Here is a 25,963-nt window from a genome sequence, read left to right on the forward strand (position 1 = left end):
ATATACGAAGAATAAAATATTGCAGTGGTTGTTTGGATGGTTTTTCCGTACGTGAAAATTTATATCTATTTGATATTTGCAATATATTTGATGAATAGTAAAACGCAAATGATCCACTTTTTCTGCCTTATAGTCCAATCGAGGCCGGCCCGCTGCACCTCTCCCTGAACTTTAAGATGACAAAAAGAAGATGTACCCATTGAAGGACAAACTAGCAAAATAGCTTTGCTTTTCTTTTATAAGACCTAAAAACAGCTTGCTCTTTTGTTTAAGCAAGCTGTACTTAAGAAAATATAAAAATATATATTATTGCGCTTCTTTTACGGTTAACATCTTCACGGAACAAGGAGAGAGGTCTACTTTAACGACATCATAAAACACACGAGCCTGTTCTTTTGATTCGAACGTAACCTCTGGATTCTCAGGGTTTTTCACATACGATTCAAGTCCTACTTCATTTCCGTCCTGATCTACGGCAATGATCATGTATTTCTCTAGTTTGTCTTGTTCTGCTCTCATTAATCGTTCATCTCCTTTCCCTTTTCACAACGGATATTCTTTTTTAAAAACGTTTCAATGTTGAATGAGTCTGCTTCTCCTTCATAGACAGATTGCATATTTTTCCCTTCCATCACATAGAGAGAAGGAAAAGTTTTAATACCCAAGTATTTAACCAAATCATTGTTATTAGCTGACACTATTTTTATATTCATTTCCTCGTTTCCACATTGCTTGTTCAGGTGCAACAGTGCTTGATAATAGGGTTTTTCTTCATAGAGATTCTCTTCTTTAGAAAATAACAGTATGGATGTTTCGTTTTCCATATTTGTGAGCATGGCTGGCGCCGTTTAAGAACTACAGCCTGCAAGCCATATCAAAGCGACATATAACATGGTTTCTGACTTGCTGTTTTTCCGCCCATCTGCGGTTTACCCCTTTCTGTTACATTTCAAACACCGTGATGTATGCAAACGGATTCTTAGCCTATACCTGTTCTTGTCTCCTTTAAAACTTATTTCTGCTCAGGGAATCCTCTGGACTCCCCTTACTTCTTTAATGGAATAGCAGGCCCAAATGATTACCTAATAATTGCGAAATAAAATGGGCAAGCAATGCCAGAGGAGCCTGCAGGACAAACCCCATGAATAAAAATTGAAGAAATTTTTTTATGGTTAGTACGTTTTCTGCGAGAAGAAACTTAACCGTCAAATAAGAATAGGGGAAAATAAGAAGAATGGATGTAATAATTCCAGGAACATATTCTTTGAAAAAAATGAACTGCAGCAAATGCCCAAGCCCGTTTTGCTAACAAAATACCTGGTACTAAAAAGGAAAGGAAAGTAGCTGGTTTCATTCCTAAAAATTTTCTATCCTTGAATGCTATCACACACCCTGTGGAAGCAAAAACCCATAAAAGAGTAAATGCAAAGGCAAATTCTATTGCTGTCACGTGAATAGGTATTATATTTGAATGAGCTGTGAGGAAGGCCTCTATGGTCCATATTTCTTCGATATCGTGAAGTAAATAAAGAATTGGAAACAATACAATTAGAATATGAAAGGTTGATAAATCATTTATTCGAATATTTCCCATATGACCCTCCGGTAATTGTTAATCTTTCCTCCCTATTCTATTGTATCGTAAAAGGAGTAAGTCCCTTGCACGAGATTCTATCGTTGTTAGCCCATAAAAGGTTTTGCTGCGCGGCACCTTTAAAATATTATTGTTGCCGACGGGTTTTCAATAGAATTCTTGATGTCCTATCAATATGATTGGATATATTCACACCACCTTCATACAAACCATTTTCCTCTGATCCTGCATCAGAAGAAAACATATGATTAGGAAGGACAAACGATAACGCTAAAACATGGAGTAAAACTCCAGCAGCAATGTAAAACCAATGGCTCTCCCAAGCCACCTTTATCCCCCATGTGTATATTACGTTATACTGCTGGTATCATGCGGAAAAGGTAAATAGATATAGGTATTTAGAACTGTATATTTTTACAATTTTATTTCATTTTCAAGGTTTATAAGACTTTAGAGTGTGGTATATAATTATATACTAAGGAACACCAATAAACGTCGGTCTATTAAGGGGTTGCCTATGCATTATATTCTTTCTCGCAAAACAGCGTACTGTACACAGGTCAAGAGGCACGTCAATTATGAAATCTCTATTTACCTATATGAAGGGGTTTTACAATGCAATGCATCTTGTACAGGAATAGAAGATACATGCGCAAGTTGTCCCCTCATTTATTACAATAAAAACTTCCCGGATGAACCTAGAAAAAGACTGACTCATCGTTGAATCAGCCTTGATCTTGGCAATTTTCCTTTTCAAGAATTCCCATATAAAGTACAAAAACAAAGGAGACCAGCCCCTGCTTATAAATAGCGAGTAAATGTATCACTTTAGATAGTAACCCTTTTGATGGAATAGTATTGGAAATAAACAGAATCTCAAACCAGCAATCAAACAGGGTATTTCACTCGGCAGCAACAGGAAAAAGCGGCAATTTGCAAAGTAATCTGCTTGAAGTGGATACCAGATGCCTGAAATCAAGCAAATCGCAACATGTCTTCCGTTTTCATAGAGTTGAACCCTTACAAGCATCGTTGCCTGTATTACTTTTCGCAGCATCAAAAACTAATGCTGCTTAACAAATTTTGTAAATTTTCACATCCTCACATGCCTTTCCTTTTTGACCACCACTTGTTTGTTTCTCGATTATGATAACTATATCAAGTCCGGCTGCTTATTTCTTTTTGGTGAATGGAGGCTAGTTCTGCAATTTCTTGGATGTGATTATCGTCTAACGAATAATACACAAGCTTTCCTTGTTTTCGGTATTTTGCAAGACCTAATTTGCGAAGATACCTTAAGTGGTGAGACGTAGAAGCAATCGACGCTTCTAAAATATTGGCGGCATCACAAACACATAGCTCTCCTTCGAGTGCAAGCGCTTGTACAATTTTCATTCTGTTTTTATCGGCTAGTCCTTTAAACATATTTGCCATTTGTTCCATTTCCCGGTCATTAACAGAGCTGCGTACCCGCTCGACTTTTTCTCGTTCCACACAGGTAACTTCACAAACATCTGGAGCTGCTTCTTTTGGCTTTGCCATTTTTAGCCTCCTTGGTTTCTGTATATATTATGTTTATTATAGTACATTCAAGTTTCTATTTGAATTTTTACAGCAGAAAGATGATTAATAAAACAAGTCTGAAGGGTAAAGAATAGAAAATATGTCCAAAGGAAAGGGTGAACATAATGACAGAAGATTTTTATGAGGATAAACGAACTGACCACTTATTACGGTATTTGGTGCGCCTTGCCGACAATGGCGCGGAAATGGATGTGACGTTGAATGTGAGCGGAACAACCATTACAGGCACCCTGATTGGGAATGTTACTTATTTAGATGAGATTCAACGTTACCTGCACACAAACCATGGTGATTTAAAAGAGAAAATGCTCACTTTTTTTGAAAAAACAGCTGATAAGTTTCAAAAACATACCGATCAAGATGAGTACGAAAGCGGCTATATTCACCTTCGTGATGCTAAAATATTAGAAGAACACGGGGAAAGAGAGTTTGCTGGCAACCTATGGCGCGGAAAATTAGCAGATGTGAACGGGTTCAGCTTTGGAGCGATTCGGGTAAAAAACTCTGAACGCAGCCGTTTTGAATAAGAATAGCAAGCGGCCTGCCGTTCGTTTAACGATTGTTCCTAAACACTCATGCTGACACGTTTTCATGCCAAACCTTTTCTGATAATGGTGACCAGCCGGGGGTTACAACAATCCGGCTGGTCATATTATTCATTCTTTTATCGCTGAAGCATTCTTTCAAGCGCTGACAACGCCTTGCGTTTTGTTTTTTCTTCTACTTCGATAATATGGTGCGGCTTTCCTTCGATAATGCTTTCTAATGACCAAAGCAAATGCGGAAGATCAATTCGGTTCATCGTAAGACACGGGCACATATTCGGGTTTAAAGAGAAAACAGTTTTGTCTGTTTCTTCTTGAGCAAGGCGATTGACAAGGTTCATTTCTGTACCGACTGCCCATTTGGTTTCACTTGGAGCGCTTTGAATCGTTTTGATAATTTTGTTCGTTGAACCTGCATCATCAGCTGCTTGCACGACATCAAACGTACATTCCGGATGAACAATAATATTCACGTCTTGATGTTCTCGGCGTACGTTATCGACATTTTCCATCGTAAACTTTTCATGCACGGAACAATGGCCTTTCCAAAGGATCATTCGTATATCTTCCAGGTTTCCTTCATACTCTAATTTATTATTTATAGGGTCCCAAACAGCCATCTTTTCTAATGGGATGCCTAAATCATAAGCCGTATTGCGGCCAAGGTGCTGATCCGGCAAAAACAAAATCCGCTCTTTTTGAGCAAAAGCCCATTGCAGCATATCGCTCGCATTCGATGACGTTAACGTCGCTCCTTCATGTTCACCGCAAAATGCTTTGATTGCAGCAGTGCTGTTCACATAAGTCAGCGGGATCATGGTATCCCCTAATTTCTGCTGCAGGACTTCCCATGCCGTTTCAACCTGGTTTATATCGGCCATGTCTGCCATCGAGCAGCCAGCTCGTAAATCCGGCAGCAGCACCGTCTGATGGTCTTCTGACAAAATGTCAGCCGTTTCTGCCATAAAATGAACGCCGCAGAAAACGATGTATTCTGCCTCTTTATTTGCCGCTGCCGTTTTAGCAAGCTGCAGTGAATCTCCTGTATCATCGGCAAATTGAATCACTTCATCTTTCTGATAATAATGCCCAGGCATAAACAAACGCGTACCTAGCTCTCTTTTGATTTCTCGCACCCGATTTTCCATCTGCTTTTCACTCAACGTTCGTATATGTTCTGGGAGCGTATGGGCCTGAAAACTTTCTAACACTTTCATCGTCGCACTTCCTTTCTTAGAAAATGATTATATAAGAAAACTAAGATCACATGCTGCCACCGAATGAGTAAGACAGCCAAGCGAAATGTAATCCACCCCGCAGTTTCGGTAGTCTGCTATATTATCGAGCGAAATGCTGCCGGAAGCTTCTGTTTGAATAAAAGAGGGAACGAGTGCTACATATTCTTTGATGTGGCCAGGGGTGCAATTATCGAACATAATAACGTCTGCTCTAGCATCAACGGCTTCTTTTACTTCTTCAGCATTTGTCGTTTCCACCTCTATTTTGATCATGTGACCAGCATAGTGTTTTACGTTTTCCACCGCTTTTGTAATACTGCCCGCTGCAGCAATGTGGTTATCTTTAATCATTACAGCGTCATAAAGACCAAATCGGTGGTTGCTTCCGCCTCCGCATGCAACAGCATATTTATCAAACATACGCAGACCCGGCATTGTTTTTCTCGTATCACAAATTGCAATAGAAGGATCGTCTAGGGTGTTTACAGCTTTCTTAGTCATTGTGGTAATCCCGCTCATCCTCTGTATCATGTTCAAAAGCACTCTTTCACCGCTTAAAACTGCTCTTGTCGGGCCTTGAATGTCAGCGATCACCTCACCAGACGCCATATTTTCTCCTTCTTGTTTGTACACCTGCACCTCCGTGCTGTCATCAAGAAGCTCCAACCCTTCCCTTAGCACCATTCCACCTGAAAAACTGCCCGTGCTTTTTGCAATCAGCTGCCCTTTCGTTTTTTCATGCGGAGAAAAAATAGCATTGGTCGTTACATCTTCAGTTCCAATGTCTTCTATCAAAAATTCTTCCAGTTTCTTTTTAAGGTGTAATGTATTCATGCAAAGCTTCCCTTCCTGTATTCGTTTTTACGATAGGGGCACGCTCTTTTTTCTCCCAATAAATAGAGAAACTTGCCCACTCTATCCTTTCTTGCTCGTAATCTGTGCGAAGGTGAGCCCCCCGGGATTCTGTTCGGATCAGTGCTGCAGTTGTGACCATCCAAGCCACAGCAAGCATATTTTTCACAGCAAGCTGCTGTTTGCTTAACTGATACGAAGCTGGACTGAAAATAAAGGCTTCATACCTGCTTAACCACTCTTTCATGCTGAGAAGTTGGTGTTGTTCTTTTACAATGCCAGCCCAGCCATCCATTCTTTCTTGCAGCTCATGAAGCGCTGGTATGTCTTCTATATTCGAAGAATCAGCCCATGTTGTTGGAAGTCTTCGTTTTTTTGAGGTTACAGCCTGTGTGGCAAGATGTTTAGAAAGCAGAAGCGCTCCGGCGGCTCCTTCAAGCAGTGAATTGCTTGCCAGCCGATTGGCTCCATGCATACCTGTGCATGCGGTTTCTCCAATCGCATAAAGTCCATTTTTGTTTGTTTGACCATATTCATTGGTCTCAATGCCGCCCATCATAAAGTGAGCACCTGGTCTTACAGGAAGCATCCCCTTTTTAAGGTCGATATGATGCGCACGCAGCCTTGATGTTATAGACGGAAATTTTTGTTCAAACTGAGGGATTTGTTTTATAGAAAGATAGACTTCTCCCCCCGCTTGCCACGTTTCATACACCGCTTTTGCCACCACCGACCGAGGTGCTAAATCTTTCAGCTCATGTTTTCCTTCCATAATCGGCTGATGGTGTTCATCAACCAGGATACCGCCTTCCCCTCTGATTGCTTCAGAGAGCAGACCGGCTCCTTTTCCATCTGCATAAAGCATGGTCGGATGAAATTGCATAAATTCCATATCGACGAGTCTTACACCCGCGCGATACGCCATCGCCAGCCCATCTCCGGTGGACTCTTCGGCATTAGAAGTAATCGAATAAAGCTGGCCGCATCCTCCGGTGGCAAGTACGGTAGTGTTTGAAAAAATCTTACACATCGTTCCGTCTTGACTTTTTCCTCGTAGTCCAATGCATTCGTCTTGATCTATTAGTAAGTCATACGCCCAAAAATGTTCCATAACATGGACATTATCTTTTACTTGCTGTTTTAGTGGTTTCATAATGTGATAACCAGTAGCATCACCTCCGGCATGATAAATCCGGCGGCAGCTGTGAGCTCCCTCTTTTGCTAAGTGATAATCACCCTGGTTGTTTTTATCAAAAAGGACCCCGTTCGAAAAAAGAAATTCCATCACTTGAGGAGATTGTTCGATTAACTTTTTTACAGTTTGCTGATTGTTATAGCTGTGTCCTGCTTTGAGTGTATCCTGCATGTGTAAATGGGGACTGTCCTTATTTTCGAGCGCTGCTGCAATCCCGCCTTGTGCCCTGGTGGAATTCCCCGTTCCAAGCGCACCCTTTGTTACTAGCGTTACTTCTCTTTGTTTTGATAACTCAATAGCTGCCATTAACCCTGCTATTCCACTTCCTATGATGAGAATATCCGTAGTGATCCTTTTTTCTTTCATGATTACTCCTTTAAGTTTACATGTGTCTTGACACATATATTTACATAAATTTAAACTAGTAGCAACCACTCTTTACAAAAAAATTCGTATGAATGTGAAATATTGAGCGAGGGGCCAGATATTTTAAAGATCACAAATATCTGAACGGGTCACTAGAACCCGCAGTAGAACAGGAAACTGTTCCGTATCATGGTCTGACTTTTTTCAAGAAGGAGAGGATGGGGATTGATTTATTTAGATCATTGTGCAACCACACCAATGAGTGAAGAGGCAGGGCAAACGTATATAAAAACGTCGCAGTCGTTTTATGGAAATGAACAAAGTTTACATGATGCTGGTGACTCCGCTGGACAATTGCTTGATCATTGTAAGAAAGAACTTGCAAGCATTTTAAATGGCGAAGCGTCTGGTTTTTATTTTACGAGCGGGGGATCTGACAGTAATATTACCGCTCTCTTAAGCCTTGCCTATGGCAATCAGGGACGAGGTACCCATATTATCACCTCTCCCCTTGAACATCCTTCCGTCTATCAGGCATTAGAAAAGCTGAAATCAGAAGGGTTTGAAGTCGAAGAAACGGCCGTACAGCCTAACGGTCAAATTTCGCTTGCTTCTATAAAAGAATTAATTCGCGAGGATACGATTTTAATCACGATCTGCCATGCAAGCAGCGAAACCGGTGTGATTCAGCCGATTGAAGAGATAGGCTCACTTGCGCAAGATCATGGTATATTATTTCATTGTGACGCGGTCCAAACCTTTGCAAAAATACCTATCGATATAAAAAAGAATAGGATAAGCGCCATATCTATGTCGGCTCATAAAGTGTACGGACCCAAAAACACAGGAGCCTGCTATATCGACCCTGCCGCAGCATGGAAAAGTATGTACCCCGGCGTTGTTCACCAACAAGGGATCAAACCAGGCACCATCGATGTACCCGGAATTGCTGCCTTTACAACCGCTTCCTTAAACTTGTATGAAAAAAGAGAGCTAGTAACAGCAGCTTGGCGCCAGATGCAGAGCTGGTTTTTAAAACAGTTAAACGACGATGTTTTTTCTCTCATTGGAGACAAAAAGAAACGCCTCCCCCATCACCTGGCTTTGCGGGCACATAGACGGGAAGGCCAGTGGATCATGTTAGAGTGCAACCGGAAAAACATCGCCATTTCTTCAGGGAGCGCCTGCAAAACTTCTTACTCTGATCCGCCGAAAAGTCTTATAGCCATGGGATGTAGTCCCGAAGAAGCACACGGTTTGTTTCGGATTAGTTTTGGTGTGGATACGACGTATGAAGAACTCGCAGCTGTGGCAGAAACATTAAATGAACTAGCTGCAAGCAGCATGAACGTTCAAGTGTAGCTACGGAAGGGGATTTCAAGGGTTTACTGCACGTCACGCGAGTTAAGATGGTTTATACGTATCGTCGTGCTTTTCATATTGGAAAAACGACTGTTTTAGAACTGGTCCTAACGCTGTACATTTTAAAATATATTGGTATGTCAACACGAAACTGGACAAATATTTAAAGGTTCATAGATTTATATTCAGCTGATATTAAGTAATCTAGTAATCCATGAATACGATGTTGTTGAGTCAAAAAGTTCAAGGTCAAGTTCGTACTGGCTAGAGAAGCTGCAGCCGTGGATAAAATCGATTTTTTAAGGTAGCCTCTGCGACGTTTTTCTAAAAAAGATGACTCCGGCCCATACGGAGTCATCTGATTGATTACTAAACGCACCAAAGATTGGATTTACTGTCTATATTAGGTCACCGGATCAATCAGGAATACCTCACATTAATGATCTAATTTCCTTATTTCAATGGGATCTAAGGGACCATCATACAATCCACCACCCCCGGAGCCATCAAAAACCCGGATACTGATCTCGTTTTCTTGGCCATACTTTATAGCTTCAGTAGGAATTTCATATTCTCGGACCTGGTCCCAGGCTGTATCCATTCCTTCTCCTTCCTCATCAGTTGGAAATTCACCAGATTGGCCGATTTTTTCTCCGTTAAAGTAAGTGATATCTACATCATCAATTTTCCCCAGTGTCACTTTAAGGGGATGTCCTTCCCACTCTGCCGGAATATTAATTGTTTTCCGGTACCAGCCATACACATTATCTTCTGTATAATCGGAATGTTCTTCCCAGCTGGATGGAAGCGTTACTTGCTGCCAATCGCTGTCATCCCATTCAGCTTCTTTCCAATCTTCATTGTCTCCTTTTTGAAATAGCCATTCCCCAGAGAGATTGATGGATGGTAAAGTTACGGTTTGTGTTTCAAGATCACCTATTGCAACTTCGTATATCCCTTTTTCTGCGAGTTCATGTGTGAAAGCCACTTCTTTGGTGCCTCCGCCTGCCTTGGCAGGAACTTGTACTTCTTGGCTGTCGACTTCTTTTCCATCAAGATACATTGGCACCTCCACGGTACCTTTGCTGCTTCCAAAGTTCGTTACTTTAGCTGTCGCTGTAATCTCCTGCTCTTTTGAGCTTACTTCTAAATTACTATACTTAAAAACAGGTTCTTTCTCTTCTACTTTAATTGTTTTACTCTCAAGGTCATTAACGCTAATTTGATGATCACCTGGCTCGAACAGTTTATCGTATGGAATGCTTACTTCTTTCGTTTCTCCCGGATCTACTCTGACTTTTTCTTCTGCCACTACTTCGCTGTCAATTATCATCTCAATATTTTTTCCTAATGTTATCGTTCCGTCATTACTAACGTTTACGGTTACTTCAAACGTATCGTTTGATTGAATGGTTTCAGGCACTTTTTCATAAGACACCGAAACTTCTGATTCTTCGTATTTCTGCAGTTCTTTCCTTTCTTCTTTCGTCGCAGGAGTAAATTTCACAGCCTGTCCTCCTCCTGCAGCTAACGATGAAGTAAAAGTATCTTTAGAATCCACAATAACCTTATTTATAGTAACTTCATGTGGACTGTCTTCGTAATGTGATTCTGATTCATCAGAATAAACTTCAGCCACATACTTCTTTCCGTTTTCGAGAAAATCGAGGTCAATTTCTAAATCTCTTGCATGCTCGTCAGTAATACTTCCCATATACCATTCATCCCCACTGCGGCGGACTGTAGTAGTGTAGTCTCCAATTTCTGCATTTGGAACCATCGTTTCATCCCAAGTGACTGGAACATCATGAATAAATTGAAACTCCGGTAAAATATTTCCGTCTTCATCTAGATAATTTTCTGGTAAATCAGCTACCATTTGCACACCACTAGAAATGGTGACATATAATGCTAATTGCTTTGCACGTGTTGTGTCTACCCTTGCACCATCGTTATACGGCACTTCTGTATCAAAAATACCAGGAGTGAAATCCATGGGCCCTCCTAATTGTCTAGTAAATGGAAGTATTGTATCGTGCTCAGGTGGGTTATTATCTAAGCCAAAGGCACTGTACTCCATTCCACTAACGCCTTCCCGACTCATCCAGTTAGGATAGGTACGTTCTAGCCCTGTACCTTTAATGGGCTCATGCATATTAATCATGATTTCATGGTCCGCTGCTTTTTTTACAGCTTCTAAATAATGGTTCACCATATATTGCCCATGGTGATGCTGTCCTTCGGGGTTTCTAATACCGTGATCTGCGACATACCCACTTTTAATAGCATGAATCCCCATGCGTTGATACATGTCATATGCCTCATCCATCTGGTCTTCATAATTTAAGATATCCCCACTCGTTTCATTGTGCATCATATACTCAACACCGTGTTCTTCTGCGTAGTCTACAACTGCTTCTAAATCATAGTCTGGATAAGATTCAGTGAAGCTAAATAAATCCCCGTTTTCTATCCAATTTCCATCCCAACCAATGTTCCAGCCTTCAACTAGTAGACCGATATTTTGATCTTCTGTATTCAAATGCTCGCTAGCAAAATCAATGTATTTTTTAGCATTTTCGGTCGTCGCTCCATGATCTGGGCCTGATTCCCAAGTAGATTTGCCGCTGATCATTTCCCACCACACACCGACATATTTCATCGGTTCAATCCAAGAAGTATCTTCTAGTGCAGTTGGTTCGTTTAAATTCATAATCATATCCGATTCCACCAAATCACCAGCGTTATCACCCACTTGTATGGTTCTCCATGGTGTTTCGATTGGCAATTCATCTTTTTTAACTTTAACATCGCTGTCCGGCCATGGGGCTAAATGACTCTCAAATGCATGGTCTTCACCTTCCACTGCTTTCAAAGCCATACCTGAATAATCAACTAATGCCGCTTCATGCACTGACATGTGAATGCCTTCCGGTGTTTCCATAGTAAACGGTGTACTGACTTCCTCTACTTCGCTTAATGGACTGTTGGTGTAGTTATATTCATAACTGTCCCAATCGTTGGGAATCCACCAAGAATCATTGTTATTTGAAAAGTTAAATTCAGTGTTTTCAGAAGTAATTTGTAGATTTTCATCCAAATTCTCTTGCTCTGGTAACACATACCTAAACCCAACACCATCGTCAAAGGCCCGGAATTCCACGTTCATTTTTCGATTAGGGTCATCTTTTTCCTGTAAGTATACGGTTAATTGCTTATAATGATTTTTAATCTTTCTTTTGTCTCCCCATTTAGGTTCCCAATGCTCATTATAATTTTCAATAGATGTGTCTGTTACCTCAAAATTACTGTTCATGGGTGCTTGTTCTTTGAAATCAAAACCTAAAGAGGAAGGTTCAATAAGACTGGAACCTCCAAAAGAAAGTTGATATTGAGGCTCACCGTCTTTATTGAGATGAAAGTCAATTTCTACCTTGCCATCAGGTGAGCTTACGGATGTTTTTAAGTTTTTATTATCAGATTTCCCGTGGTTAGCAGCCTTTTCAGACGCATTCGTCTCTATTGTTGGTAGCAAAAGACCCATGACTAAAACAAATATAAAAACAGATATGAATCTCCTCTTAATTTCCATACTTACCTCCTCTTATTAATTTCTCTTCATTTTCCTCATTAACAGATTTAATAACATGAGGATATGATTTCCAAACCCCTTAGGGACAGCATCGTTGGTACTCCCTGAATTTTTAGATACATACCCCTCCTTATACAAAATCTAAAGAACTAACAATCAACTGTTACAGTGCAGCAATCTTCTCCTCCCCCTAGCATTCATTAATATTTTAAAGTAAACGTTTACTCAATAATCATGATTTTAAGCGTTTTCAAAACTATTGTCTACTAATATTTTAAAAATTGTTATAATTTTACCATTAATACTTAAGCAATATGATTAGTATAATATGCTCACTAACCAAAGATTCAATTACCGATTTTTTGTTATTTATACCTAGTATAGGCGTTGCATTACATTTTTTAAAATATAGAACTTTCGATGCGTTAGCAATTTTACTGCATTCAGTTATGTTATGTTAATTGAAGTAAACGTTTACTAATTTCTTTGAATGTTATGGATTTATTCTCTAAATGGTCGATACAACGAGTCCGTCACTTCTACCTGTTTCAACTTCTCCTCCGCCGTACATCTCGGCTGGATAAAACCTATCAATAATCGCTTAAAAATTCTCGGCTAAGCTAATTTTGAGCATGATTATGAAACAACTCTGCTGAAAATTGTACCGATTTTTTTTATATTTGATTATACTTTTCGCTTTTATAGGCTAAGTGGTACAGCTTTCTTGTTATGAGCAAAACAATGCACACAGCAGAAAATAAATATAGTAATCAAACGTTTGATTGAGGTGTATGTTCGGCTTTGCTGCCTCAACATGTGTAGATTTCTCCACTAAATTTTCGGAGTCTGGCCCCGGGTCTTTGTGACATTTCTTCTCATTTCCAAAACACAAATACTGAAAAATAAGCGCATTTCGAGTAAACTATTAGTAAGAAAAAATCTTTCAGTTCAGAAGAAAGAGGGATAAATGATGGCATTAGACTTAACGATTCACCAAGCTCCAACGAAGAAAGAAAAACCCGATTACGATAATTTAAGTTTTGGTAAACATTTTACAGATCATATGTTTGTCATGGATTATAGTACAGAAAAAGGCTGGTATGATGCGCGTATTACTCCTTATGAACCGCTTTTAATGGATCCGTCTTCGCTCGTATTTCATTATGGCCAGTCCGTATTCGAAGGGCTGAAAGCATACAACTCTGGGGAGGAAGTACTCTTATTCCGTCCGGAAAAAAACTTTCACCGCTTAAATAAATCAAATGAACGGATGAACATTCCCAAGATTAATGTCAGATTTATGGTAGATGCCTTAAAGCAGTTAATACATATAGACCGCGATTGGATTCCGACACAGGAAGGGCAGTCCCTCTATATAAGGCCATTTATTATTGCTACCGAGCCGGCATTGAGTGTAAAACCATCAGCTCAGTATAAGCTGATGATCATTCTTTCTCCGGTTGGTGCTTATTATTCCAACTCTGACCAAATGAAACCGGTTAAAATTTATGTAGAAGATGAATATGTTCGTTCGGTAAAAGGCGGGGTTGGTTTTACGAAAACGTCCGGTAACTATGCTGCAAGCTTAAAAGCGCAAACGAAAGCGACCGAACTTGGCTATGATCAAGTACTCTGGCTAGATGCACTTGAAAAAAAATACGTAGAAGAAGTCGGCAGCATGAACATCTTTTTCAAAATAAACGGGAAGATTATTACGCCAGCTTTAAATGGCAGCATTCTTGATGGCATCACTCGTGACTCTGTCATCGAACTTCTCCGTTATTGGGGATACACCGTGGACCAGCGCCGCATTTCTATTGACGAAGTGTATAACGCACAGAAGGATGGGACACTTGAAGAAGTGTTTGGTACCGGCACTGCTGCTGTTATATCACCGGTTGGGATTCTAAAATGGAAAGATGAAGAACTTGTGGTGAACAATAATGAAACGGGAAAACTTTCTCTTGATCTTTACCAAACCATTGCTGGAATTCAAACTGGAAGTAAAATAGATAAACTCGGCTGGACGGTTCCATTAAATGACTTATAGTTGAACAATCTTTTATTATCATTAGTGCCATTAAGATCCGTATCTTTTTCTCTAAATGATTGAAAAGCTAAGAATAACAAATAAATAGCTCCAGCGTATTTCACAATGGCAAACGCAATTGCAGATTGATAAATAATTGTATCCCCAAAGTAGCCGCACTTATATGTACGATTAGACCAGTACAAAGTCTGAGTGCAGTTGCAATCCCTGCCTTTTTATTTTGAGAAATACTTTGAGCAATAACAAATAAAATATCTGGACCTGGCATTAAAGTAAGGAATACTACAACACCTAAATAAGATAAAACCATCGTTATATCCATTTATGCACCTCTTAACAGACTGAATTTTAATCTATTATAATATAATCCTAATATCGGGTGAACCAGGGATTATATAGGTTATAAGTATGTAACTATTGTCTAAAATTATTGGCGCATTCTCTATTCAAGAAATGCGCCCTTTTCTTGAACATTCTACACTAAGACTTAGCTTGTAAGAATTTATTTACGTTCTTTAACCTTTACATATGCCACGTGAAGCGGTCGAGCAATGCATGGTTCCCCTCAAGGGTGATCGGCAGTCATAGGTGGATAAAAATAAACCTCCCTTGAGCCGTCAACTCAAGGGAGGTTTATTTTTTATGAAATACAGTATGGCTACAGAGCTGATTAAAAACAGCTCTCTTTTTCTATTTCTCCAGCTTTTGGATCGAAAAGGAATGGAAATTAGCAGCTTTTCTACTTTTCAAGGTCACCCCTTGTTTTTCGAAATACACCCGAAATGTGGCTGCTTTTTCTCCTCCGTTGATGAAAAGCTCTAAGCTGGAGTGATCGATGTAAGCGTCAATTTGCACGGTTTCACTGTCTGGAACCGCAAGTCTGGTAACGTCTTTGTCTCCTTTTTTCATCCCACTGCGATCCACTGTAAGCTCGCCGTCTTGATAAGCGAGGCTTAATGTGTCCTCTGGGCTTGAGCTAATGTCCAGTTGAAACGCAGTCTCTCTATCTAAGGTTGTTTCCAGGACGATGGTGGTGAAATCAAAAGATACTTCTGTTTCTTCTTTTAATGTCTTTTTCTCGAACTGGAAGATCTCTTTTTTCTGCAGGTTCTTCCATTCTTTTGGGACTTGCATGTGCAGTTTTTCATCCACAATACGCAGTTCTCTTGGCATCGTGAGGGCCCCGGCCCAGCCTTCTTCTTTTTCGATAAAAGCTTTTTCCCACATGTTCATCCAGCCGATGAGAAGCCGGCGTCCCTGCCCGTCTTCGAAGGTTTGCGGGGCGTAAAAGTCAGGGCCAACGTCGATTTCATCCTCGTGAATCGTTTCGAACCGGTTATTTTCTTTATCCCATTGGCCGAGGATATATCTTGTTTTTGAGTTTTCTAGTTCCATTGGTGAATAGATGAGAATGTCGTAGCCGTCGAGCGAGAAAAAGTCCGGGCATTCCCACATTGTTCCCTGGGAGCCGTTGCTTTCAAGCAGCACCCCGCCGTATGTCCAATCTTCAAGGTTATCAGATGTATAGTAGACCGCTTTTCCAATTCCATCTTTACACGTGCCGACGATCATATGCCAGGTGCCGTCTATTAACGTTACTTTCGGATCGCGGAAGTCTTCGGAACCTTTGGCAGGCGGTGCCACGACCACCGGATTGCTTGCCAGCTTCTCAAAAGTTACACCATCTTCAGAAACGGCGACACATTGAACCTCTTTTGGAGAACGCTCTGCGTTATGGCCGGTGTAAATAAGATAGAGCTTGTCATCTTGTACAACGGCACTGCCGGAAAAGCAGCCCCCTTTTTCATACTCATATTCAGGAGCCAGCGCAGTCGGAAGATGCTCCCAGTGTACGAGATCCTTACTTTTCACATGACCCCAGTGCATTGGTCCCCATTCCGATTCATACGGATAAAACTGAAAGAATGCATGATATTCTCCGCGGAAATAGACAAGCCCGTTTGGGTCATTGATCCATCCTACCGGGGCAGTAATATGAAAGGATGGATGATAGGGAAGCTCACTGGACGATAACGCATGTTCTTGAATATATTGATTAGCTGCCTGAACCGTATAGTCTGAGATTTTTTGCATGGTAAATACCTCCGTTTATTTTACTGCTCCGTCGGAAACGCCGCCGATGATGTGCTTTTGCAGGAACAAATAAATGAGAATGACCGGCAATAGCACCATCAAGTACGAAGCAAATGCCAAATTGAAGTTGGCTGTGTACTGGGATTCAAAGACATACTGCATTAACGGCAGTGTCCATTCGGACGAATCCTGCAGGATGACAAGCGGCATAAGAAAGTCATTCCAGATCCAAATTAGATTTAATACAACAAGTGTAATCGTCATTGGTTTTAGCATCGGGAAGATGACGTACCAAAACATCCGGAAGACACCGCAGCCATCAATGAGCGCTGCATCCTCTATTTCTCTTGGAACAGATTTGAAATAGGCGACGTATAAAAAGACGGCCTGGAATTGTCCGTACGTAGCGTATAAGAGGATCAGTCCCCAATTATTCAGCATATCGAGGTTGTTCAACTGCTGAATTAATGGAAGCATCATCACCTGGAACGGGACAAACAATCCGCTCACAAAGAAGTAATACATAATCCGGTAAAACAATTGATCCTGGTTGCGGGCAATCGCAAAGGAAGCAATTGAACCTATGAAAATAATAAATATGATAGAAACAACAGTAATGGTAAACGTATTAAAAAACGCTCCGACGTAGTTACTCATCTCTGCTGCCTGGATGAAATTATTAAATGATAAACTCGAAGGGAGGCCCAGCAGAGATTGAGATGATTCCTCCGGAGATTTAAATGCGGTGACGACCGTTAAATACATCGGGAATAAAATACAGAGTGCTCCGATGATAATAAAAGAATAGAGGCCGATCTTTTTTCCGGTTGTATCCATTACAGTTGCACCTCCCGCTTACGTAAAATACTGATTTGAATAATAGAGACGATGATAATAAACAGAAATAGAATCAGTGCTACAGCAGAGCCGTATCCATAGTTATTATTAAGAAATCCAAGATTATAGATTAAGAGAGTAACAGATTCTGTCGCAAAGCCTGGTCCTCCATCTGTTAAGGCGATGATGTAGTCATAGACCATCAAATGCTGCTTCATAGCTAGAATGGTGCAAATCGTAATCGACGGCACGATCAATGGCAGCGTAATCCGGAAAAACTTTCTCATCCCACTCGCTCCATCAATGGCTGCAGATTCGTACACATCATCTGGAATCGTTTGCAGTCCTGCCATATAAATGACCACAAGAATGGCTGATGCCTGCCAGACCGTAACAAGGATTAACGCCCAGAACACGAGATCATGGTTTCCGAGCATATTTGTTTGCAGGGCTTCTACGTTTAAGCGCTCTCCCAAATATGGAATCACATGATAATAAATCTGCTTCCAAATATAACCGATAATCAGCATACTGAGCACTGCCGGAAAGAAAAATACAGCCCGGAAGATGTTTCGGAATTTAATTTTCTGAACTAGTGCCAGTGCTACAGCTAAGGCGATAATATTAGATAATACCGTAGAAACGAGCGCATATTTAACCGTAAAAGACAGCGAATTCATAAAACGGCTGTCGCTTAAAGCTGATATATAGTTTTCAAACCCGATAAATTCACTCGTGCGGCTGACTCCGTCCCAGTCGGTCATACTCATGTGAAAAGCACTTAGGACCGGGTAGGCATAAAAGGTTAACAATAAAAGCAGCCCCGGAATAATGAGGATAAAATACCCTTTTCGAAGACTGGAATATGCTGTGTTATTCATAAGAATCCTCTCCGATTTTTTACTTATAATGAAGGGAGCTGCCTCCTAATAGAAGCGAGCTTCACTTGATGATCAATGTTTTCTCCTAATATCTTTTTACCGATAGCTTTCAAACATTTGCTCTAAGCTTTCCAGGTATTGTTCAATATCCTGATGATTAAAGAAGTCCTGGCTGTGCGCACGGAAATCTGCTTCTGCAGCTGTTCCGCCTGCCCAGTAGTGGTTCGGCCAGTTCGCAATCTGATCATTTTCTACGTGCGGGGAAAGACCTTCCAATACTTCATCCTGTACCTCTACGTCTTGAACGGCACTAAACGAACCATCCATGTCCGCAAACTGCTGCGCTTCATCGATTAGAAACTCTACAAATTTTAAACTTTCCTCTGGGTACTCTGTATCTGCAGCAATGGACAAGCCAACATCCACTCCAGAAATAGTCACGTTTTCTTCCGGATTATTCGTTTGCGGGAATGGGAAGTAACCGAACTCTTCGTCAAAGTTATCGTTCATGTCCCGAAGTGTAGGCAATACCCATGCTCCCATGAAGTACATCGCACCTTCTCCATTGGCAAACAGCTCATTTGCCTGGTCCGTGTCTGTTCCCATGTGATCCTGCTGGGCGTACTGAATGACCTCGAGCATTTTTTCGGAAGCTTCCTGCCATTCCGGTGACTCAGCTACCGGCTCTTCTCCGGCATTAAAGGCCTCCCAATATTCTGCATCAAACTGTTGGGCGATAAAGTTCAGGTTAAAGATAGACGATTGGTCAATTGACTGGTTTCCCATAATGATCGGGGTTTCTCCCTGTTCATCCAGGTATTCAATGGAAGCCACAAAGTCATCCCATGTTTCTGGGGTGTCGAGGTCATACTCTTCAAATATTTCTTTATTATAGAGGACACCGTTTGCATTTAATGAAAGAGCGGCACCGTACATGCGGCCGTCTTCAAGATAGCGGTCCTGGATTTCAGGATTGATATCATCGATAAAATCTTCGTCTGTGATATCAAGTAAATAATCATTGTTTGCCCTTGTCACATAGTCTTCCTCTACAGGATAAGTAATAAATAAATCCGGGATATCCCCCGTAGAAAATCTAGTTGTGAGTACTGTCATGGCATCTGGAACAGAGTTTTGTTCCACTTTAATGTCCGGGTTTTCCTCTTCAAATTGTTCAATCAATGTATCGAAGGTAGCCACAGCTTCAGGCTTTGCCTGGAAAAATTCTATTTCGGCAACCTCTTCGTTTTCTCCATTTTGGTCTTCATTTCCGTCACTTTCTGCTTCTTCTCCTCCATTGCAAGCGCTTAACAATAATGCCGTCATTCCGGCAGATAATAAGTAAAAAGATTTTTTCATGTGGTTCTCCCTCCTTGGTATATAACCTTACTGTAAAGAAAACGTTTTCAACATGAGGTAATCATTCGGTCTATGTAGAAAATTTTTTGAAAGGGCTTTATCAAAGGAAAGGATCTGATTTAAAAAGTAAAAAATAGAGGTGACCTTTTAAGTGAGGCTCGGCTAATGGCCACTGTTGATAAATGCTAAAATTGCTTGTCCGCACTTAGTATTTATACATCTTCCCTGTCCGCACTTGCATAGTACGTGGCAGCTCTTAGCAGAGGTTCCTATTACTTACAGCCTTCCTTTTTCCGTAGGAGTCCCCGTTCTACCCCGAACAGGCGTCCGCCGTTCTACGCAGCAGGGCAGGCCAAAAGGACAAAGCGTGGGCAGCGACTCCAGCTGAAGTATGGGACTTGAAGACCCCGCAGCAGCCGATTTAAGTTGCGAGGAGGCTGAGAGGCACATACGCGGAAAGCGTTCGCCACACGCAGCATTTTAAGAAAGGTCCACTATATTTACGACTGCTTTTGTTTTCGATATTGGCTTGGGGTCATCTGCTTTAACTTACGAAATACCTGGCTGAAATACCGCTGATCCTCGTATCCCACCATATTCGCAATTTCATAAGCCGGTTTATTTGTATCTCTCAATAAATCACAGGCACGTTCAATCCTTGTTAATTTAAGATGTTCCGAAAATGTTTTTCCATTCACCTCTTTGTACATGGTGCTGAAATAACTGGGGCTGAACCCGAAGGTTTTTGCTACTTCCTCGATGGTAAGTGGCTTATGATAATTTTCTTCTACAAAATATTTAGCTTTCGACAGCATCGTATTCGACTGCTTTTCAAACGATTGATAATTGCGATAGACCGCTTCTGTGAGGAGCTGGTCTTTTATATATTCCTTTTGCCGGAGAAATGTCTCAGCTCTTTCAAGGGAGTAATTTAAATTTTTGCTTCCTTTCACTTCTGGTCCTAATGCTGCTTTTCTTGCGTTATTTTCCTTTAGAAGAGATTCTGCTAAAGTATAAAGTTGTTCTTTTATAAATTGTCCATAGCCGATAACAAGTATGTCTTCGTTAGAAAGAGGATAAACGAAAATTTCGTATTCGTTTGTTTTTGTATCTTCTAGTTTTATGCCGCTTCCATGGATTATTTTTAGAACAGCCAAGGTCTGTGCCTCTAGTTTTCTTGTTATTAAGCCACGTTGATTTTTTTGAAATGCTGCTTCAAAGAGCTCGCTTTTCAAGGTTGTGTGCTGGGCTTTTGTTTTATCTTCAATTTCGTTGATTGCTTTCTTGAGCGTGTCTTTAAGCTCCTCTCGATCGATCGGCTTTAATAAATAGTGAAATGCCTTATATTTTAGGGCGCTCCGTACGAAATCAAACTCATCAAACCCGCTTAACACAATGACCTCATCAGCAGATCGATCCGCTAAGATTTCTTTAAGAAATTCCAGTCCGTCCATATCCGGCATTTTTATGTCTGTTACCACCAGGTCCGGCCGTATTGAATGAAATTTCTCAATCCCCTCTTCCCCGTTTCTAGCTGTCGCTGCAACGTAACAGTTAATTTCTTCCCACGGAAAGGTTTGCTTGAGGCTTTCTAATATAAGTTCTTCATCATCAATTAACAGAACCTTGTACATAGTCCCTGCCCCCTTTTTGAACTGGAATAGTCATTTGAATGGTGGTATTTCCAGGCTCACTGCAAATCAGAAGCCCACTATTTTCTTTATAGTACATCTGGATGCGGTCATGAACGTTTAATAAGCCATGGCCGCTTTGTGTCGATTCGATAGTACGCATATTTAGTAGTTCTAGGGCCTCCTCTGAAAACCCAGGACCATTATCTGTAATTTTTAAAATAATAGCAGACTCGTTTTTCACCCCGTCTATTGCGATGTGATCAAAACTCTTGCCTTTCAAGCCATGCTCAATAGCATTTTCGACGAGAGGCTGTAAGACCAGCTTCAATATGTATTGATCGTTTACCGTTTCTTCAAGGTCTACTTCATAGGTGAACCGGTCGTTATGTCTAATTTTTTGTATTTCTAAATAACTTGTCACATGCTTGAGCTCTTCTTTAACCGGTATTTCATAAGGTCCTTTGAGGCTGATGCGAAGCAGCTTTCCTAAGTTTGTAACAAGATGCTGCACTTCCGCTGTTTTGTTCAAACTTGCGAGAGCATTAACAGACTCGAGGGTATTATATAAAAAATGCGGATTGATTTGATGCTGGAGTACTTTAAATTCAGCCTGATTTCGTTCCTTTTGCTCTTTTTCCACCTGTTCTATCGTCGTACGTAATTGGGCAACCATATCATTAAAGCTATTCGTGAGCATCGTAAATTCCTGTTCTTTGTAAGGAGTTAATTGCACGTTTAAATTTCCCATTGATGCCCGTCCCATCCCGTATTTGAAATATTGTATAAAAGACATTAAACGCTTCGAGAAAAGTTTGTGGAATAGAAACAAAATAAAAAATAAAGAAGCTATAATACCTATCGTAAATAATAAAACAGGCGTTAAAACAGAGTTCATCGTTTCCATGCTTTGAAAAGAAACCAATTTCCAACCCTGAAACGTTGATTTAGAGGTGAAAAAAAACTCCTTTCCTTCTTCGTTTGTATACGTGTTGTCCTCTGCATGAACGACATCCTCCCCTAATTCACCAGGTGAGGTATTATAAACAATCGTGCCTTCTTGGTCGAGAATAACCCAGTCACTGTCACTGTTTTGGCCAAGGTTATCGACGCTTTGCAGCAATTCAGGCTCCACAAATAATATGTAATAGCCTAAATGCTCGAGAGTCTGGGGATCAATAACGCTTCTTCCGACAGTTAAAATATTCACTGGCTGTCGCTTTAGTTCTACATTTTCCGGACCTACCCAGTATGTGCCTCCCTGCTGCTGATTTACATTCTCTAGAAACGATGAACCTGCAAAATCATGAAAATACTCTTCTACAGGGTTTAAATAATACAAGTTCTTCTGATTTTCACCTACTACTTGATAGTCATAGGTTAAGGGATTTGTAAAAGACATTCTTGAAATTGTATTTTCGTTAATTATTTCCTCGCTTGATGAGGCCCATTCATTTGTGAAATGAGATTGAAGAGATTCTGAGGTCACTACATGTTCTGTGAATAATTCAATTTCGCTGAGTACTGTGTTTATGTTTAAATCAATGGCTTCTAATGTGTCTTGCATATGGTCGTTAATTTGATCACGATAAAGCGTGCTGGTGAATTCATATAATATTAAGCCAATGATTGTTAAAGGTATAATCACCATAAAAACAACGAGGGTGTAAAATTTCTTTTTAATACTCATCCAGGGGTGCTCCTTATCAAATAATTGGTTTTACTTTAACATAAAAACAAACATAATATTTGACGGGGTGTTTTTCCGGGCTGTGCATATATTTATCCTTGTATCTATCTTTCATCCGCGATGAAATAAAAGTGCAAAATCGCTTGCACAAACTTATCATTATACAGGATAAACTTTTATAGTCATTTGTCTATTGATAAATGTTTCTTTTAAACATTTAAAGGCAATCGATTGCATTTGTATGTTTTACAACTGAGAAAATTCAGGAGTGATGGTGAAATGAGCAGAGTTTGGTGGAAAGAGGCGGTGGGCTATCAAGTGTACCCCCGCAGTTTTCAAGATTCTAATGGAGATGGAATTGGTGATTTGCAGGGATTGATTCAGCGCCTCGATTACTTGCAGGACCTGGGGATTGACTTGATCTGGATTTGCCCGATGTATAAATCGCCGGAAGATGATAACGGTTACGATATTTCTGATTATAAAGATATTCTCGAAGACTTTGGGACGATGGCGGATTTCGATGAACTGCTTGAAGCGGTGCATTCTCGCGACATGAAGCTGATCATTGACCTTGTTATTAATCATACTAGTGATGAGCATCCGTGGTTTATTGAGTCGCGGTCGTCGAAGGATAATCCGAAGTGTGACTGGTACATTTGGGAAGACGGCAAGAACGGTGCCGAGCCGAACAACTGGGAAAGTATTTTTGGCGGCTCTGCCTGGGAATACGATGAAAAACAGGAATATCTAGCTGGGTTACGTTTTCTTCAATAGCCTGCATTGTTTTGTGGCGAAAAGCATTTGTAGAACGACGCAGCTCTATTAAACCTACTTCTTCATTCAAAGGGAAGAAGTGACAAAGAATGAAACTACTTGTATATCTATTTCGTCTAATGTTTTAAAGGAAGAGATATAAAATTAGGAAAATAAGAAGACCTATTTATTTCTTTTGTTTGTTATTTCTTTCTGTTCTCATAACTGCCTGTGAAGAATCAAATGATAGACAATTAAGTAATGGACAAATGCTGGCAGTTGGAAATACCGTTGGTGGTCCTATAGACCCCGAGGTTTACCGTGTTTTCGAACAGGAAGAATTTGAAGAGAACTGGGAGCATTTTGAATTGCCGGATACCAGGCAGCCGGACATTATAATTTATTCTTGATTTCCTTGTTTTCATATTCTAATTGAGCAATCCTTGATTCTAAATCATCTATCTTTTTCTTGTTAGGACCTATCCGATTTTTTATAAAGGCAATAAGGGATAAGAACAGACCGATATAAAACATGATTCCCATAATAATTACTTCCATAATGGTCCCCTCCCTAAAAAAACTTTTCCTCGTACTTTTCACCTTAGCATAGTTATTCAATAAGTTTGAATCGTTTCACCAATACTCTTTTGCTTAATGTTTCTTTAAAAGCTGTTCTTCGACAATATGGCCCTTTCGTATTATAAGGTCAGCCAGTTCATTTATATTTTCTGGTTGACCTATTTTTTATAGGTTTTATTCTGTAGGTAGCCGGGGTAGGACGCTCGCGCCCTTGGGACATGGATCCCGTCCGTTATACTGTCCACCCCCTACTTGTAGAAACATGTTTGAGGCTGGTTGAGACCTAGATCTCGTATAACAAGCGAAGCTATGACACTACAAGATAGGTTAGGGGTTACCGGTGAATTTATTATGGGAGAGGTGATAATCTATGAATCCAGTCATTGGCCTGGATATCGCAAAAGGAGAAAGCCAAGTACAAGCCTTTTTACAAAAGAAGAAGCCATTTAAGAAAACTTTCAAGTTTAAGCATGACACGGAAGGATTGCATCGTTTCTACAGGTTCTATGAAGAAATGGAGCAGGAATCTGGTATCCGACCAGTCGTCATCTTTGAATCCACTGGTCATTACCATGAGCCTGTCCTTCCGTTTCTTGAAGAGCATAACGTAACCTATTATTTAATTAATCCCGTTATTGCTTATGAATCCAAGAAGACAAGCTTACGGAAGGTGAAAACAGATTCTATTGACGCGGTTCACTTATGTGAACTTTACTACAAAGAAGACTTGGAAACATTCCAACGGAAGAGCATCAAAACGATGAATTTAAGAAATTTATCAAGACAACATGACGCTTTAACCAACACCTATGTTCAGTTGAAATTGAAATTCCAAACGATTTTAGATCAGGTTTTTCCAGAATATAAAGGGGTCTTTGGCGATCTGTATTCTCCTATTTCGTTAAAGACACTCCTTGAATATCCTACTTCTAACGATGTATTACTCTGTGAAGCAGAAGATATAGCTGAGGCAATGTTTGAAATGGGGGGAAGACGTTCGTATGCTTGGTGTCTAAATAAAGCTTTCAAATTGAAAGAGGCAGCCGTGCGAAACCCTTTCAAAAAGAATTTATATCACAGCCACTTAATAAGTTCAGAAATGTACATCCATATGCTTCTTCAATACCAAGAGCACCTATCAAAACTGGAAAGAGAGATAGATGCCCTGGCAAAAGAGTTTGAAGAATATGAGGTTATCAGATCAATCCCCGGTATCGGTGGAAAGATAACAGCCACTATCATTTCCGAGATTGGGGAAATTGATCAATTTAACCATCCAAAAAAATTAGTTGCCTACGCAAGTATAGATCCCAGCATTTATCAATCGGGCAAATTCACAGCCAATATTGCCCGCATTACAAAAAGAGGATCAAATAGGCTTAGGCAAGCATTATATAAAGCTGTTCAATGTGGTTTAACAAGCAATCGGAATCCGATACTAAAGACGTTTTATGATAAAAAACGGGAAGAAGGTAAGCCACATAAAGTAGCGGTTATTGCTTGTGCAAATAAGCTCATTCATTGGATTTATGCCATTCTGAAACGTAAAGAGGCATTTAAAATTTAATACTCATCCAACAAAATCCATAAAAACCAAAAACTTCAAACAAGAAGTTTGAAGCTTATTTGACATGCGCAAATTTATTGTAACATGACTTTTTTAACTTTTTTAGCCCTACCTATTGACCTTCTATTAGCTGGTATTACCATTAGAAAAGTTACATTTTAACGGCTCCTCTGTTTCTAGCAGAGAAGAGC

The 25,963-nt window shown here is 40.3% G+C and carries 20 protein-coding genes and 2 pseudogenes; 5 read left to right on the forward strand and 17 right to left on the reverse strand.

Annotated elements, in window-relative coordinates; all coding sequences use genetic code 11:
• Window positions 1-306: 306 nt before the first annotated feature.
• The 5 genes from CEF16_RS14020 to CEF16_RS14040 all read right to left on the reverse strand — a co-directional run bounded on the left by CEF16_RS14020 (window position 307) and on the right by CEF16_RS14040 (window position 3,136).
• Window positions 307-519, reverse strand: a complete 213-nt coding sequence (locus CEF16_RS14020) for a hypothetical protein (RefSeq protein ID WP_091583293.1) — start codon at window positions 517-519, stop codon at window positions 307-309.
• Window positions 519-836, reverse strand: a complete 318-nt coding sequence (locus CEF16_RS14025; RefSeq protein WP_091583291.1) for a hypothetical protein — start codon at window positions 834-836, stop codon at window positions 519-521. Before CEF16_RS14025 ends, CEF16_RS14020 begins: the two co-directional genes overlap by 1 nt.
• Window positions 837-1,198: 362 nt before the next feature.
• The gene (locus CEF16_RS14030) at window positions 1,199-1,594 is read right to left on the reverse strand and encodes an HXXEE domain-containing protein (RefSeq protein ID WP_245917877.1); all 396 of its coding nucleotides are present in this window, start codon (window positions 1,592-1,594) and stop codon (window positions 1,199-1,201) included.
• A 127-nt stretch (window positions 1,595-1,721) separates the two neighbouring features.
• Complete coding sequence (locus CEF16_RS14035) at window positions 1,722-1,922, reverse strand: hypothetical protein (RefSeq protein ID WP_091583288.1); 201 nt, start codon at window positions 1,920-1,922, stop codon at window positions 1,722-1,724.
• 830 nt (window positions 1,923-2,752) lie between these two features.
• The gene (locus CEF16_RS14040; RefSeq protein WP_091583285.1) at window positions 2,753-3,136 is read right to left on the reverse strand and encodes an ArsR/SmtB family transcription factor; all 384 of its coding nucleotides are present in this window, start codon (window positions 3,134-3,136) and stop codon (window positions 2,753-2,755) included.
• Window positions 3,137-3,282: 146 nt separating this feature from the next.
• On the opposite strand from CEF16_RS14040, the gene gvpU reads away from it, so the two are divergent.
• A complete protein-coding gene (gvpU, locus tag CEF16_RS14045; RefSeq protein ID WP_091583283.1) occupies window positions 3,283-3,705 on the forward strand; it encodes a gas vesicle accessory protein GvpU in 423 nt (140 codons plus the stop codon).
• 137 nt (window positions 3,706-3,842) lie between these two features.
• Here the strand turns inward: gvpU and nadA are convergent, their stop codons facing one another.
• From nadA to nadB, 3 genes are read right to left on the reverse strand one after another with little or no spacing between them, the layout of a single operon-like run.
• Window positions 3,843-4,940, reverse strand: coding sequence for a quinolinate synthase NadA (gene nadA, locus CEF16_RS14050; RefSeq protein WP_091583280.1), 1,098 nt, complete (start codon window positions 4,938-4,940; stop codon window positions 3,843-3,845).
• A 27-nt stretch (window positions 4,941-4,967) separates the two neighbouring features.
• Window positions 4,968-5,795 (reverse strand): carboxylating nicotinate-nucleotide diphosphorylase, encoded by an 828-nt coding sequence (gene nadC / locus CEF16_RS14055; protein ID WP_091583277.1) that lies wholly within the window; start codon window positions 5,793-5,795, stop codon window positions 4,968-4,970.
• The gene (nadB, locus tag CEF16_RS14060) at window positions 5,776-7,374 is read right to left on the reverse strand and encodes an L-aspartate oxidase (protein WP_170031948.1); all 1,599 of its coding nucleotides are present in this window, start codon (window positions 7,372-7,374) and stop codon (window positions 5,776-5,778) included. Before nadB ends, nadC begins: the two co-directional genes overlap by 20 nt.
• Window positions 7,375-7,599: 225 nt before the next feature.
• On the opposite strand from nadB, the gene CEF16_RS14065 reads away from it, so the two are divergent.
• A complete protein-coding gene (locus CEF16_RS14065) occupies window positions 7,600-8,736 on the forward strand; it encodes an IscS subfamily cysteine desulfurase (RefSeq protein ID WP_091583272.1) in 1,137 nt (378 codons plus the stop codon).
• 436 nt (window positions 8,737-9,172) lie between these two features.
• On the opposite strand, the gene CEF16_RS14070 is transcribed toward CEF16_RS14065, so the two are convergent.
• Complete coding sequence (locus CEF16_RS14070; protein ID WP_211295860.1) at window positions 9,173-12,328, reverse strand: glycoside hydrolase family 97 N-terminal domain-containing protein; 3,156 nt, start codon at window positions 12,326-12,328, stop codon at window positions 9,173-9,175.
• 970 nt (window positions 12,329-13,298) lie between these two features.
• On the opposite strand from CEF16_RS14070, the gene CEF16_RS14075 reads away from it, so the two are divergent.
• Window positions 13,299-14,378 carry a branched-chain amino acid aminotransferase gene (locus CEF16_RS14075; protein WP_091583269.1) on the forward strand — a complete coding sequence of 360 codons (1,080 nt, stop codon included), beginning with the start codon at window positions 13,299-13,301 and terminating at the stop codon, window positions 14,376-14,378.
• Window positions 14,379-14,410: 32 nt separating this feature from the next.
• Here the strand turns inward: CEF16_RS14075 and CEF16_RS14080 are convergent.
• From CEF16_RS14080 to CEF16_RS14110, 7 genes and pseudogenes are all read right to left on the reverse strand, one after another.
• Window positions 14,411-14,700: pseudogene (locus CEF16_RS14080) on the reverse strand (LysE family translocator); the annotation flags it as partial.
• Window positions 14,701-15,068: 368 nt separating this feature from the next.
• Window positions 15,069-16,472 (reverse strand): glycoside hydrolase family 32 protein, encoded by a 1,404-nt coding sequence (locus tag CEF16_RS14085; RefSeq protein WP_091583267.1) that lies wholly within the window; start codon window positions 16,470-16,472, stop codon window positions 15,069-15,071.
• Window positions 16,473-16,487: 15 nt separating this feature from the next.
• Window positions 16,488-17,309, reverse strand: a complete 822-nt coding sequence (locus tag CEF16_RS14090; protein ID WP_091583264.1) for a carbohydrate ABC transporter permease — start codon at window positions 17,307-17,309, stop codon at window positions 16,488-16,490.
• Complete coding sequence (locus CEF16_RS14095; RefSeq protein WP_091583260.1) at window positions 17,309-18,190, reverse strand: carbohydrate ABC transporter permease; 882 nt, start codon at window positions 18,188-18,190, stop codon at window positions 17,309-17,311. Before CEF16_RS14095 ends, CEF16_RS14090 begins: the two co-directional genes overlap by 1 nt.
• A gap of 96 nt (window positions 18,191-18,286) precedes the next feature.
• Window positions 18,287-19,549 carry an ABC transporter substrate-binding protein gene (locus CEF16_RS14100; protein WP_091583257.1) on the reverse strand — a complete coding sequence of 421 codons (1,263 nt, stop codon included), beginning with the start codon at window positions 19,547-19,549 and terminating at the stop codon, window positions 18,287-18,289.
• A 500-nt stretch (window positions 19,550-20,049) separates the two neighbouring features.
• Window positions 20,050-21,183 (reverse strand): response regulator transcription factor, encoded by a 1,134-nt coding sequence (locus CEF16_RS14105; protein ID WP_091583254.1) that lies wholly within the window; start codon window positions 21,181-21,183, stop codon window positions 20,050-20,052.
• Window positions 21,161-22,870 (reverse strand): cache domain-containing sensor histidine kinase, encoded by a 1,710-nt coding sequence (locus CEF16_RS14110; RefSeq protein WP_091583251.1) that lies wholly within the window; start codon window positions 22,868-22,870, stop codon window positions 21,161-21,163. Before CEF16_RS14110 ends, CEF16_RS14105 begins: the two co-directional genes overlap by 23 nt.
• Window positions 22,871-23,149: 279 nt before the next feature.
• Between CEF16_RS14110 and CEF16_RS14115 the strand changes: the two are divergent.
• A pseudogene (locus tag CEF16_RS14115) lies at window positions 23,150-23,617 on the forward strand (alpha-amylase family glycosyl hydrolase); the annotation flags it as partial.
• 402 nt (window positions 23,618-24,019) lie between these two features.
• Here CEF16_RS14115 and CEF16_RS23815 read toward each other — a convergent pair.
• Window positions 24,020-24,184, reverse strand: a complete 165-nt coding sequence (locus CEF16_RS23815; RefSeq protein ID WP_170031951.1) for a hypothetical protein — start codon at window positions 24,182-24,184, stop codon at window positions 24,020-24,022.
• Window positions 24,185-24,575: 391 nt separating this feature from the next.
• On the opposite strand from CEF16_RS23815, the gene CEF16_RS14125 reads away from it, so the two are divergent.
• A complete protein-coding gene (locus tag CEF16_RS14125; protein ID WP_096241753.1) occupies window positions 24,576-25,772 on the forward strand; it encodes an IS110 family RNA-guided transposase in 1,197 nt (398 codons plus the stop codon).
• The last annotated feature ends 191 nt before the right edge of the window (window positions 25,773-25,963 follow it).

It is taken from the genome of Alteribacillus bidgolensis (assembly GCF_002886255.1).
GTDB lineage: Bacteria > Bacillota > Bacilli > Bacillales > Marinococcaceae > Alteribacillus > Alteribacillus bidgolensis.